Origin of the sequence: Sphingopyxis sp. RIFCSPHIGHO2_12_FULL_65_19, assembly GCF_001830555.1 — a bacterium.
Lineage (GTDB): Bacteria > Pseudomonadota > Alphaproteobacteria > Sphingomonadales > Sphingomonadaceae > Sphingopyxis.
Genome location: NZ_MIAM01000049.1, coordinates 153997 through 166296, shown reverse-complemented (window position 1 = coordinate 166296; position 12300 = coordinate 153997). Strand labels below are relative to the sequence as shown.

The window sequence follows — 12300 nt, the reverse complement described above, 5'->3', positions numbered from 1 at the left end:
GCGCCTCTATCTCCCCGGCCACTCCGGGTGCAGTTCGTCGATGACATAGGCGTGCTTTGCTTCGCCCTGGGCATGGCCTTCGACGAGATGCGGGTGATCGGGCGGCAGGTCGTCATGGTGGTGCGCGAGCACGTCGGGATCGCCTTGCGGCCATATCCGGATTGCGATGAGCGTGCCGACGAGCGCGAGCACCGCGCTCGCGCCGAGTGCAGCGTCCATGCCGGCGCGGGCGCCGACCTGCCCTGCAAGCGGGTAGGCGACAAGCCAGCACACATGGCTGAGCGCAAATTGCGCGGCGAACAAGGCAGGGCGATCCTCGGCGCCGGAAGATCGGCGCAGCAGTCGGCCCCCCGGCGTGATGCTTGCCGCATAGCTGAGGCCGAGCGCGAACCATCCTATCAGGATGATCGGCCAGTGATGCGACGGGTCGGTGACGGCCCAAGCCACCGTGAGCAGGGCAAGGATGGCGGTCATGAAGGCGGCCGCCGCGATCATGATGCTGCGGTCGGCGAAACGGTCGAGGAGACGGGGGAGAAGCAGCGCCGCGATCATCGAGCCGCCGCCGAAGGCCGCGAGCGTGATCGCAACCTCGCTTTGCCCGAGGCCGAGCACGCCGCGCACGAGCACCGGCGTGTTGACGATGACCATCGCGCTCGCCGCGGCGGCGGCGAGTGTCACGGCTAGCAGACCGCGCAGGCGCGGCGTCTTAAGATATTGGCGGGTGCCGCGCGTCGTCTTGTCGTAAATCCCGCCGTGCTGCGTCTTCGCGACGGTGCGGGGCAGCGTCACCGAGAGCACGAGCAGCGCCGAGCAGGCAAAGCCGATCGCGGTGCCCGAGAACAGCCAGTGGAAGTTCATCATGCCGAGCAGCGCGGCGGCGAGCACCGGGCTCGCGAGACTCTCCATGTCATAGGCGAGCCGTGACAGTGATAGTGCCTTGGTATAATCCTTTTCATCCGGAAGAACGTCGGGGATCGTTGCCTGAAAGGTCGGCGTGAATCCGGCCGACGCCGACTGGAGGATGAAAATCAGCAGGTAAATCTGCCAGACCTGATCGACGAAGGGCAGGGTGAGCGCGACGAGACCGCGCACGACGTCCATTGCGACGAGAAAGGCCTTGCGCGGCAGACGGTTAGCATAGGCGCCGACGACCGGTGCGACGCCGATATAGGCGACCATCTTGATTGCCATTGCCGTTCCCAGAACCGCGCCTGCGTTTGCGCCGGCGATCTCGAACGCGAGCAGCCCCAGCGCCACGGTCGCGAGGCCGGTGCCGACGAGCGCGATGATCTGCGCGAGGAAGAGGTGGCGGTAGGTGCGGTTGGCAAGCACGTCGAGCATGATCAAATTCCCGGCAATTGCCTCCGGCCGGATGCTGCCGGCTGGAGGTCAGGTCGCCCCCTCGTCAGACGACGCGGCGCAGGTCGCTATAGGCGCCGTCGGTGCGCAGCGTAATCGTCACCGGCCCGTCCGATCGGTTGCGCCAGAACCAGCCGTGTTTGCCGTCGAAGGCAGCAACAAGTTCGCCGGACTCACCGGCGGTATCCGTGCCCTTGCCATAGCCGTGATATGCGATGCCGGGCGCATCGGCGTGGGTGTCGAAATTGACCTGGCCGCCTTCGACCGACCAGTTGAAGTTCACGCGTGCGCCTTTGGCCATCGTCGCCTTGATCTCGGCGCCCTGGCCCGGCGCAAGGGTCAGTTTCATCGTGTCCGAGCGGGTAGCGGCCGCTGCGCCCACCGCCGCAACCTCTGCGGGTGCTGTCTGTGAAACCGGGGCAGCGGGCGCGGCGCCGGCAGCGGCATCGGCTGCGGCTTCCTCGGCAAGCTGGGCCTTGATCTCGCCCATCTGGGTAAGGCCAAGCTGGCGGCCGACGCCCGTCGGATCGACCGCATATTCGCTGGGGAGCACGACCGCGACGAGGATCGCGCCTGCTGCGACGATTGCAATTGCGGTCGCGCGCAATAGTTGACGGCTGGTTGGCAAGTCTTCGATTTGGGGTTTCTGGCTGTTGAACATAATGGATTTCCTTTGGATTAGCTGATGGCGTAGCCGGCAAGCTGGTAGCCGACGAGGACGAAGCCTGCGGTCATCAGCAGCACATTGACGGCGAAGGCGTGGCGGATGAAACTCGGCGTCCGGCGCCAGAAGCCCATGAAGATGAGGATCGCGCCAAGCGCGAGCAACTGCCCGATCTCGACCCCGATGTTGAAGGCGAGCAGGTTTGCGATCAGGCCGTCCTGCGCAATCTCGAACTCGATGATCTTGGTCGCGAGGCCAAAGCCGTGAAAGAAACCGAAGACCAATGTCGCCGCCTTGGTATTCGGCTGAAAACCGAACCATCTCTGGAACGCGCCGAGATTATCGAGCGCCTTATAGACGACCGACAGGCCGATTATCGCGTCGATGATATAGGCGTTGGCGCTGATCCCGGTGAGCACGCCGAACAGCATCGTTGTCGAATGGCCGATCGCGAACAGCGTTACATAAAGACCGATGTCCTTCATCCGGTAGAGGAAGAAGATGACACCGAACAGGAACAGCAGATGGTCGTAGCCGGTGACCATATGCTTGGCGCCGAGATAGACGAAGGGCCAGAACAGGACGCCGCTGCTTTCCTGGATATAGCCTTTGTCGCCCTCGGCGACGTTATGCGCCAACGCTTCGGCGCCTGCGGCGAGGGTGAGAAGGATCAGGCTGAGCGCAAGTAGGAGCCTCTGAATATTGGTTCCCGGCGGTGCGGTCGTTCGAATGAACATGCGGATATTCTCCTTGGTTATGGGTGCCCCGCGCACCGCAATGATGCGCGGGGCGAGCGGTCAGGCCGGTAAAGGCCGGGCCGCTGGGGGCTCGGTTGTCTGGTCGTTTGCCCCGCGTCCGTGGACCATGCGGTAGAGCGCGGGCAGGATGAGCAAGGTCAGAATCGTCGAGGAGACGATGCCGCCGATCACCACTGTAGCGAGCGGTCGCTGAACCTCGGCACCCGCGCCGACATTGAAGGCCATCGGCACGAAGCCGAGGCTCGCGACCAGCGCGGTCATCAGCACCGGACGCAGGCGCGTCAGTGCGCCCTCGCGGATCGCCTCCTCCAGCCCACTGCCGCTTTCGCGAAGCTGGCGGATGAAACTCAGCATGACGACGCCGTTGAGCACCGCCACCCCGGACAGGGCGACGAAGCCCACCCCGGCCGAGATCGACAGCGGCATGTCCCGGATGAGCAGCGCGGCGACGCCCCCGGTGAGCGCGAGCGGCACCCCCGAGAAAACGATCGCCGCATCCTTGGTCGAGCGGAAGAGCGCATAGAGCAGGGCGAAGATCATCAGCAGCGCGGCGGGCACGACGATTTGCAGGCGCTTTGCCGCCGAGATCAGCTGCTCGAACGTGCCGCCATAAGCGACCCAATATCCGGGCGGCACCTCGACCTCGGCATCGACCTTGGCTTGAAGCTCCTCGATGAAGGAGCCGAGATCGCGGCCGCGCACGTTCGCAGTCACCACGACGCGGCGCTTGCCGTCCTCGCGGCTGATCTGGTTGGGGCCGATCACAACCTCGACCTTTGCGACATCGGCGAGCGGCACGAAACCGCGCAGCCCCGCGTCGGGCGCCGCACCCATCGTCACATCGGCCGACGGTCCGATGGCGGGAAGCGGGATGCGTAACCTGCCGATCTCGTCAACCCGCTCGCGAACAGTCTCGGGCAGGCGGACGATGATCGGGAAACGCCGATCGCCTTCAAAAATCTGCCCCGCCTGAACCCCGCCGATCGACACCGCCACGACGTCCTGAATATCGCCGACGTTGAGACAAAAGCGAGCAAGCGCGTTCCGGTCGGGGGTGATTTGCAATGTCGGCAGGCCGGTCACCTGTTCGAGGCCGACATCCTGCGCGCCTGCAACTCCGGCGGCGATGCCCTCGATCTGTTCGCCCACTTCGAGCAAAGTATCGAGATCGTCGCCGAAGACTTTAACCGCGACGTCGGCGCGCACCCCGGACAAGAGTTCGTTGAAGCGCATCTGGATCGGCTGCGTGAACTCGTAATTGTTGCCCGGGATTTGCTCCACGGCGGCCTGCATTTCGCGGACCAGCTGTGCCTTGGGTTTTCGGGGATCAGGCCAGTCGGCGCGATCCTTCATGATGATGAAGGTGTCGGCGACCGACGGTGGCATTGGGTCGGTCGCGACTTCCGCCGTGCCGATCTTCGCCACCACCCGGTCAACCTCGGGAAATTGTTTGATCCGCGCTTCGAGCGTGGCCTGCATCGCAACGGCCTGACTGAGGCTGGTGCCGGGAATGCGGAGCGCGTGGAGCGCGATATCGCCCTCGTCGAGGTTCGGAATGAATTCCGAGCCCATCCGGCTTGCAGCGAACCCCGAAATCACGACAAGCGCAACCGCGCCGGCAACGAAAGCGGTGCGCAGCCGCATCGCCTTGTCGAGCGCGGGGGCATAGAGGCGCCGCGCCCAACCCATCAACCGGCTTTCCTTCTCCTCGACCTTGCCGGTGACGAACAGCGCGACGGCTGCTGGCACAAAGGTCAGCGACAGGATCAGTGCCGCGGTCAGCGCCATCACGACGGTGATCGCCATCGGGTGGAACATCTTGCCCTCGACCCCGGTGAGCGCGAAGATCGGCACATAGACGAGCGCGATGATCAGCATCCCGAACAGCGATGGCCGGATCACCTCAGACGTTGCCGTTGCTGCGAGCTGGAAACGCTCGTCGCGGTCGAGCAGGCGGCCGAGGCGGTGCTGTGCCTCGCCGAAGCGGCGGAGGCAGTTTTCGACAATGATGACCGCGCCATCGACGATCAGCCCGAAGTCGAGCGCGCCGAGACTCATCAAATTGCCCGACACCCCGCCGCGCACCATGCCGGTGATCGTCATCAGCATGGTGATCGGGATGACCGCCGCCGTGATCAGTGCGGCGCGGACGTTGCCGAGCAGCAGGAACAGCACGACGATGACGAGGAGCGCGCCTTCGATCAGATTCTTCTCGACGGTCCAGATCGCGCGTTCGACAAGATCGGTGCGGTCATAGATGGGAGTTGCCTTGACCCCGGCGGGCAACGCCTTCGCCGCCTCTTCGAGCCGCTCGGCGGCGGCGCGGGCAACGATGCGGCTGTTCTCGCCCGCGAGCATGAACACCGTGCCGAGCACAACCTCCTTGCCATTTTCGGTCGCGGCGCCGGTGCGCAGCTCCTCGCCCATGCCGATGTCGGCGACGTCGGCAACGCGGATCGGCACGCCGCCCCGGTTGCTGACGATGATCATCCCGAGTTCGTTTATGCCAGCGGCCTGTCCCGGCGTGCGCACGAGATATTGCTCGCCATAGCGTTCGACATAGCCCGCACCGCGATTGTCGTTGTTGCGTTCGAGCGCCTGCACGACGTCGCCGAGCGTCAGCCCATAGGCCGAGAGCCGCGCCGGGATCGGGGTCACATGATATTGGCGCTCATAGCCGCCAATGCTGTTGACCTCGGTCACTCCCGGCGTGCTCCGCAGCTGCGGCCGGATCACCCAATCCTGCAAGGTGCGCAAATCCTCGGGGGTATAAGCACTGCCGTCGGGCTTCTTGGCGCCCGGTTCGGCCTCCAGCGTATACATGAAGATCTCGCCGAGGCCGGTCGCGATCGGCCCCATTTCGGGGGTGACACCGGGCGGGAGTTGTTCGCGTGCCGATTGCAGCCGTTCGTTGATGAGCTGGCGAGCGAAATAGATGCTCGTGCCATCCTCAAACACCGCAGTGACCTGAGAGAGACCGTAGCGCGATACCGAGCGGGTATATTGCAGCCCCGGCAGGCCGGCGATTGCCGTCTCGACGGGGAAGGTGACGCGCTGCTCGGCTTCGAGCGGCGAAAAGCCCGCCGCCTCGCTATTGATCTGCACCTGGACGTTGGTGATGTCGGGGGTGGCATCGATCGGGAGGCGCTGAAAGCTCCAGACGCCGATTGCGCAGAGCAAAGCGACAATTGCGAGGACCGACCAGCGAAAGCGGATAGCGGCCGCGATCAGTCGTTCGAGCAAAGGGAGTTTACCCGGTGAGGCTGAATCAATGGTCATGGCTGGCCCCCGACTTCTCGATGTCCGCGCGGATCAGGAAGGCGCCGTCCACAACATAGACTTCGCCGGGCGCGAGTCCGCCGAGCACTTCGGCCCACTCGGGAGTGCGGCGACCGATTTCGAGCATCCGCACCTCATAGGTGGTGCCGACCTTGGCGAAGACGACCTCGAAGTCGCGGAAGCGCTGGATCGCCTTGGTCCGCACCGCGAGCGGGACATTTGCTTGCGACACGGCAAAGCTGCCTTCCACGCCTATGCCGGGCCGGAACTCGCGCGACGCGACCGGTGGGAGGTGGACGTGCGCGAGCATGGTCTGGCTTGCGACATCGGCGGTCGGCAGCACTGCCTCGACCTCGGCCTGGAAGCGCGCTTCGCCCGACAGGCTTTTGAGGCTCACCGGCTGCCCGACCCGCACCCGCTCGGCATCGCGCGGATAAACGAAGAATTCGGCGTGGAGTTTGGTCGGATCGGCAATCACGAACAGCGCACGGTCGCCGGTTGTGTCGCCGACATTGACATTTTTCTCGACAATCGTGCCGCTGATCGGGGCTGGCACCGTATAAATCTGGAGCGAATGGCTCGATTCCACCCGGGCCAGCACCTGGCCGCGGCGGACCTGCTGACCGAGTTTGCCGTTCAGCGATACGATCAGGCCCGGCAGCCGCGCGCGGACATCGGCCTTGCCCTCAGGGGTAATCTCGATCCGGCCGCCCATGTCGATGAGGTCGCTGACTGTTGCCGGTCCTGCGGCCTCAACCTTGACCCCGCCAGCCTTGGCGGCTTCGGGGGCGATCACCGTGCGGCCTTCATAGGACTGATAGGCCCATTTGTGACTGCGGCCACTTGTCGACGCGGCGACGCGAACGTCGAAGCTGTGTGGTTCGGTGACCACCCCGCTGCCGCGCAGGAAATCCTCCTGCGGCGCAAAGCTGAAGCGATCGACCTTGCCGCCGAGGCGGCCGAGCTCGATCGTCAGCTTGACGTCCGAGGGTTTGACCGGCTTGTCGTTCCGATAAGCGTAAACGCGAAACTCGGGATCGACGCCATCTTCGAAGATGGTGATCTCGAGCGCAAAATCGCCGTCGCGCAGCATCCGGCCGCGGTGCGGGCCGCGCTCATATTCGCCGGCCTTCGCCGCTATGGTTTCCTTGTTCTCCGTGCCGCTGTCGCCGCAACCAGTGAGCAAAGCGAGGGTGATGACCGACGCCGCCCCGAGCAGATATTTGGTCATCGTGTCGTCTCCATGTTGGCAAGCAGGGGTGTGTGGCGGCCGGTCAAACGGTCGAGCCGAACGCCCAGAAGGTGAAAGCGGCGCAGCAGCTCGATCCGCCGTGCTCGCGCGTCGGACACCGCGGCCTGCGCTTGCGAAAATTCGAGGAAGGTGAAAGCCGTGCCGCCGCGCGCCAGCCCGTCGCGAATCAGCCGCACCGCGCGCGTCGCGCTGGGCAGCACTTCGGCATCGATGCGCTTGACCTCGGACGCAATGAGCTGCCGATCCGCGACAATCTTGCCGATCTCGCGCTCGATCTCGACCCGCGTCACTGCGACATCGGCTTCGATGGCGCGCTTCTCGGCCTGCGCCCGCGTCACATTGCCGCGATTGGCATTTTTGGTGCCGAGCGGGATCGAGCCCCCGACCATGATGGCGAGGTCATTGCCTTCGCCGAAGTGGCGAAGGCCGACCCGCCCGCTCGGATCGGCGACATTGCCGGTCTCGGCGAGCCTCACCTTGGCGTCGGCGGCCGCGAGTTCGGCCGCGAGGATCGCGACGTCGGCCGAATTTTCCTTGGGCGGCACGGCGAGATCGAGCGTCTCGAAAATGGCGGGGTCGAGCTTGAAGTCGCCGCTTCCACCCCACCATGCCGCGAGATTATTGCGCGCGTTCCGTGCACTTTCGCGCGCCTGCTCAAGTGCGATTTCAGCCTGCGCGACATTGGTCCGCGCGCGCTCGGCCGCGAACCAGGGATCGAGCGCGCCGGTGACGCGCTTCACCACATCGAGCTCGACACGCTGGAGATCGGCAAGCCGCGCTTCGGCGACGGGGATCGCGGCTTCGGCGGCCAGCGACTCGACCCATGCCGCCTGCACGCGCGCCAGGCGATCGAGCAGGCGGACGCGGTTTTGCGCCCCGACGATGGCAATGTCGGCCCGCGCCGCGCCAATGCGCGCCTCGCGCTTGCCGCCGCGTTCCCACGTCCGCTCATACCAGCCGGTCGCCTGCGACCGGTTCAGCGGCGAATAGGGTCCGGTCCCGGCGAAATCCTCGAAGTCGACCCCGACCACATCGCGCGGACGGATATCGGCCTGCAATATCGCGGCGTCGGCGGCTTCGAGGCGCGCGGCATTGGCAGCGATAGCGGGATCGCTCGTCGCGACCCGCGAAAGCGCTTCGTCGAGGCCTAGAGTTTGCGCCGATGCGGACTGCGCTGTGAAAACGAGCAGGACCGCCCCGCAGAGCATGGCTCTACGCGCGGCAAGCGCGCCGGAGCGCGCACGAGGAAAGGAAAACATGAGATAGCGGCCTCGCTGAAAGGCGTGGGAACATCCCCGCGCCACTCAGGTGACGCGGCGTCTAGGCGTTCAGCGAGGTGCTTCTGGGTGGCCGCTCGGGTCCGGGCAATCGCAGCCCGACGATATGTCGTTCTCGAAAGACCTGGTGAAGGCTGGCGGGCGAAATCGTGGCCTGGCCTGCGGCGGCTTCGGGGACGAGCAGATTAGGGCCGCTGTCGCCATGGTGATGATGACCGCCGCCGGCGCGATCGCCGGGCTCGTCCTCGCTATCTGAGGTGTCTTCATGATGCTCGGCATGCGCGTCCTGGTAATCGTGGACGGTATCGACCGAGAAACTGGCCGGGGCATCATGATCGTGCGCGAGCATCAGTCCCGGCGCGTGCTGGATTTGATTGGCCGCTTTGGCCGGAACGGTCGCCGCATAGAACAGCATAAGCGCAACGCAGAGCGTGGCAATCAGGCGGTCCATTGCAAGAGCGAGCGAGTTCGGCACCGGTAAGCGTGTAATCGCGGGCGTAGCGATTGACAAGCAGCGGCGATTTGAAAGTCGGAATGTCCGGAACAGCCCGGTCCGCGCCGCAAAGCGGAATGTCTCCTAACGGCCAAAACTGTCGAGAATTCGGCCGTCGGTCGAAGCTTGAAAAAATGATGCGCTACAATTCGCTGATGAGACCTGAATTTGCCTCAGCTTCGATATCGAACGGCGGCCACGAACGCCGCCAAGGCAGGCGATTGCTGGCGGCGGCTCGGATAGTAGAGATGATAGCCGGGGAACGGTGGGCACCAATCTTCTAACACGGGCGCAAGCTCGCCGGCGTCTAAGTGAGTCTGCACGTAGTCGCGAGGCAGGTAGCATAAGCCGAGACCATCGACCGCAGCCTGGCGGACGATGGCGATGTCGTTCACGACCAGCTGCCCCTCGACGCGCACGTTCACGGCGCGACCCTCTTTCTCCAAATCCCAGACCGAAATCCCCCCTTTGGCCTGGTGCCGGAGATTGATGCAGTTGTGGTTGGCAAGGTCGTCGGGCGTTTGCGGCAATCCATGGGTCGCCAAATATCCCGGTGATCCGGCGATCGCCATTTGCATGTCGGGACCGATGCGTACCGCGACCATGTCCTGGGCGAGCGTTTCACCGAGCCGAACGCCGGCGTCGAAGCGATCGGCAACGATGTCCACAAAACCATTATCGACCGTCAAATCGACTATGAGGTCCGGATAGAGTGGCAGCAACTTCACTAGGGCGGGCAACAGGATGCTCTCGGCTGGCTGGTCACCGGTCGTGATGCGCAATGTCCCTGCTGGTTTGTCGCGGAGCTCGGTCAGCGCTGCGAGCTCGTCGGCGACTTCGTCGAAGCGGGGACCGACGCGTTCCAGCAGCCGCTCGCCCGGCTCTGTGGTCGAGACGCTTCGGCTGGTCCGCGTGAGCAGGCGCACGCCGAGCCGCTCTTCCAGCTTGCGGATCGTATGGCTGAGGGCAGACGGTGAGACACCTAGCTTGGCGGCCGCACGCGTGAAGCTTCGCTCGCGCGCCACGGCCAGAAAGGCCACAAGATCGGACATGGTTTCGCGTTGCATTGTTGAATCCTGCTCACAGCCGCATGCCGATCATAGCGGGTAATCCGCATGATGTAGATGGCCTAAATGGGGGGCATGGAAACGACCCGCTCCCAGATCCACGCCCGAGAACCCGCGATAGAGCCCTCCGTAGCTGGTGGCTGGACAGCGGTGTTCGCGCTGACCCTCTGCGTGTCGACGCTGATCGCGTCAGAGTTCATGCCGGTCAGCCTCCTAACACCGATAGCATCCGGCCTGGCGGTGACCGAAGGCCAGGCAGGGCAGGCGATCGCGGTTTCAGGTATCTTTGCCGTGGTCACCAGCCTCTTCGTCGCTTCGGCCACGCGAGGCCTTGATCGACGCGCTCTTCTGTTGGCCCTCACAGCCTTGATGATCGTTTCGGGCGCGATTGTCGCGTTCGCGCCCAATTATGAGATTTTCATGGTGGGCCGGGCGCTGCTCGGCGTGGTGATTGGCGGGTTCTGGTCGATGTCGACCGCAACCGTCATGCGGCTGGTATCGAAGGATGCCGTGCCGCGCGCGCTGGCGTTGCTCAACGGCGGCAATGCGCTTGCCACGACGATCGCGGCGCCACTGGGCAGCTATCTGGGGCAATATATCGGATGGCGCGGTGCGTTCTTCTGCGTCGTCCCGCTCGCCGCGGTCACGCTCGCCTGGCAGTTCATGACCCTTCCGAGCATGCCGAGCCGCGAGCGGGCGAGCGGCGTTGCGGCTTTCAAAGTTCTTCGTCGCCCGCAAGTGCCGCTCGGCATGCTCGCGGTCGCGCTCTTCTTCATGGGCCAGTTCGCGCTCTTTACCTACCTGCGGCCGTTCCTGGAGACCGTCACCGCGGTCGATGTGACCACCCTGTCGCTGATGCTGCTTGGCCTCGGTGTGGCAGGCCTCGCCGGAACTTATGCCATCGGGATCGCGCTCAAGCAGTCGCTTTACGGACTGCTGATTTCGATGCCGCTCGCGATGGCCGCAATCGCCGGCGGGCTTGTCGCCGCTGGCGCCTCCACCCTTGGCGTCGCCATCCTGCTTATGATGTGGGGTCTGGTCGGCACGGCTGCCCCCGTCGCATGGTGGACCTGGGTGAGCAGAGCGTTGCCCGATGAAGCAGAGGCCGGCGGCGGGCTCATGGTTGCGGTGGTCCAACTGGCGATCACTCTTGGCGCCGCATTCGGCGGAATGTTGTTCGACGCCTGGGGCTACCAGGCCACCTTCCTCGCAAGCGCAGCGCTGCTCATGTCATCCTCGCTTGTCGCGGTCCTCGCCGCGCGGTCTTCGCAGGCTGCAATCGATCGGGCTGCTCAACCCAACGCCGCCACTGCGGCTTCCTGAAACCGGAGAAAACGCATGAAACTTTCCCAGATCAATGGCCCGGTGCTGGCGGGCCGAAACCTGATGCGAGGCGGCCTGCTGGCGATCTCTGCGCTTTTCGCCATCGTCCAGCCAGCGCTGGCGCAAACTGAACCGAGCCAACCCAATGGAGCACCTGTGCAACTCACCCAGACCTGGGACAAAGTTTTCCCCAAGAGCGACAAGGTCGATCACCAGAAGGTCACCTTCGCCAATCGTTACGGCATCACCCTCGTCGGCGATCTCTATCTGCCTAAGAACCGAGGTGATCGCCTTCTGCCCGCCATCGCTGTCGGTGGCCCGTTCGGCGCGGTGAAGGAGCAATCCTCGGGCCTCTATGCCCAGACAATCGCTGAGCGTGGCTTTGTCACTTTGGCCTTCGATCCATCTTACACCGGCGAAAGCGGCGGCGCGCCCCGCAATGTCGCATCGCCCGACATCAACACCGAGGATTTCAGTGCGGCGATCGACTATCTCGGGACCCACGATTCGGTAGACCGCGAGCGGCTCGGTATCCTCGGCATCTGCGGCTGGGGCGGGATGGCGCTCAACGCCGTGGCGGTCGACAAGCGGGTCAAGGCTGTGGCCGTCAGCACGATGTACGACATGACCCGCGTCATGTCGAAGGGCTACAACGACAGCGTGACGCTGGAGCAGCGTACAGCGACCCTTGAGCAGCTCGGCCGTCAACGCTGGGAGGATGCTGAAAAGGGGATGCCTGGTTATGGCCCGCCCATGAATGAACTGAAGGGCGGCGAGGCGCAGTTTCTTGTCGACTATCACGACTACTACAAGACTCCGCGCGGCTTC

General features: G+C 64.5%; 10 protein-coding genes. 2 read left to right on the top strand and 8 right to left on the bottom strand.

Features of this window, described 5'->3' with window-relative positions:
• Nucleotides 1-6: 6 nt before the first annotated feature.
• The 8 genes from A3E77_RS14185 to A3E77_RS14150 form a co-directional block, all read right to left on the bottom strand.
• A complete protein-coding gene (locus tag A3E77_RS14185) occupies nt 7-1341 on the bottom strand; it encodes an MFS transporter (RefSeq protein WP_293647055.1) in 1335 nt (444 codons plus the stop codon).
• Between the two features lie 64 nt (nt 1342-1405).
• Nucleotides 1406-2020 carry a transmembrane anchor protein gene (locus A3E77_RS14180; RefSeq protein ID WP_293647053.1) on the bottom strand — a complete coding sequence of 205 codons (615 nt, stop codon included), beginning with the start codon at nt 2018-2020 and terminating at the stop codon, nt 1406-1408.
• Nucleotides 2021-2037: 17 nt separating this feature from the next.
• A complete protein-coding gene (locus tag A3E77_RS14175; protein WP_293647051.1) occupies nt 2038-2760 on the bottom strand; it encodes a HupE/UreJ family protein in 723 nt (240 codons plus the stop codon).
• A 60-nt stretch (nt 2761-2820) separates the two neighbouring features.
• A complete protein-coding gene (locus tag A3E77_RS14170) occupies nt 2821-6060 on the bottom strand; it encodes an efflux RND transporter permease subunit (protein ID WP_293647049.1) in 3240 nt (1079 codons plus the stop codon).
• Nucleotides 6050-7291 (bottom strand): efflux RND transporter periplasmic adaptor subunit, encoded by a 1242-nt coding sequence (locus A3E77_RS14165; RefSeq protein WP_293647047.1) that lies wholly within the window; start codon nt 7289-7291, stop codon nt 6050-6052. The genes A3E77_RS14170 and A3E77_RS14165 overlap by 11 nt, the downstream gene beginning before the upstream one ends.
• Nucleotides 7288-8520: a TolC family protein gene (locus tag A3E77_RS14160; RefSeq protein ID WP_293647045.1), complete on the bottom strand. Its 1233-nt coding sequence runs from the start codon at nt 8518-8520 to the stop codon at nt 7288-7290. Before A3E77_RS14160 ends, A3E77_RS14165 begins: the two co-directional genes overlap by 4 nt.
• A 112-nt stretch (nt 8521-8632) precedes the next feature.
• Nucleotides 8633-9040: a hypothetical protein gene (locus A3E77_RS14155; RefSeq protein WP_293647043.1), complete on the bottom strand. Its 408-nt coding sequence runs from the start codon at nt 9038-9040 to the stop codon at nt 8633-8635.
• 215 nt (nt 9041-9255) lie between these two features.
• The gene (locus A3E77_RS14150; RefSeq protein ID WP_293647041.1) at nt 9256-10149 is read right to left on the bottom strand and encodes a LysR family transcriptional regulator; all 894 of its coding nucleotides are present in this window, start codon (nt 10147-10149) and stop codon (nt 9256-9258) included.
• 150 nt (nt 10150-10299) lie between these two features.
• Here A3E77_RS14150 and A3E77_RS14145 point away from each other — a divergent pair, with 150 nt between their 5' ends.
• Nucleotides 10300-11472, top strand: a complete 1173-nt coding sequence (locus A3E77_RS14145; protein WP_293647039.1) for an MFS transporter — start codon at nt 10300-10302, stop codon at nt 11470-11472.
• A gap of 15 nt (nt 11473-11487) precedes the next feature.
• A partial coding sequence (locus A3E77_RS14140) for an alpha/beta hydrolase (RefSeq protein WP_293647037.1) occupies nt 11488-12300 on the top strand: 813 nt, incomplete at its 3' end.

What these genes read in the sequence shown, in the direction of transcription:
- A3E77_RS14185 (WP_293647055.1), bottom strand. Translation starts at nt 1,341, where the DNA reads ATGCTCGACGTGCTTGCCAACCGCACCTACCGCCACCTCTTCCTCGCG.
- A3E77_RS14180 (WP_293647053.1), bottom strand. Translation starts at nt 2,020, where the DNA reads ATGTTCAACAGCCAGAAACCCCAAATCGAAGACTTGCCAACCAGCCGT.
- A3E77_RS14175 (WP_293647051.1), bottom strand. Translation starts at nt 2,760, where the DNA reads ATGTTCATTCGAACGACCGCACCGCCGGGAACCAATATTCAGAGGCTC.
- A3E77_RS14170 (WP_293647049.1), bottom strand. Translation starts at nt 6,060, where the DNA reads ATGACCATTGATTCAGCCTCACCGGGTAAACTCCCTTTGCTCGAACGA.
- A3E77_RS14165 (WP_293647047.1), bottom strand. Translation starts at nt 7,291, where the DNA reads ATGACCAAATATCTGCTCGGGGCGGCGTCGGTCATCACCCTCGCTTTG.
- A3E77_RS14160 (WP_293647045.1), bottom strand. Translation starts at nt 8,520, where the DNA reads ATGCTCTGCGGGGCGGTCCTGCTCGTTTTCACAGCGCAGTCCGCATCG.
- A3E77_RS14155 (WP_293647043.1), bottom strand. Translation starts at nt 9,040, where the DNA reads ATGGACCGCCTGATTGCCACGCTCTGCGTTGCGCTTATGCTGTTCTAT.
- A3E77_RS14150 (WP_293647041.1), bottom strand. Translation starts at nt 10,149, where the DNA reads ATGCAACGCGAAACCATGTCCGATCTTGTGGCCTTTCTGGCCGTGGCG.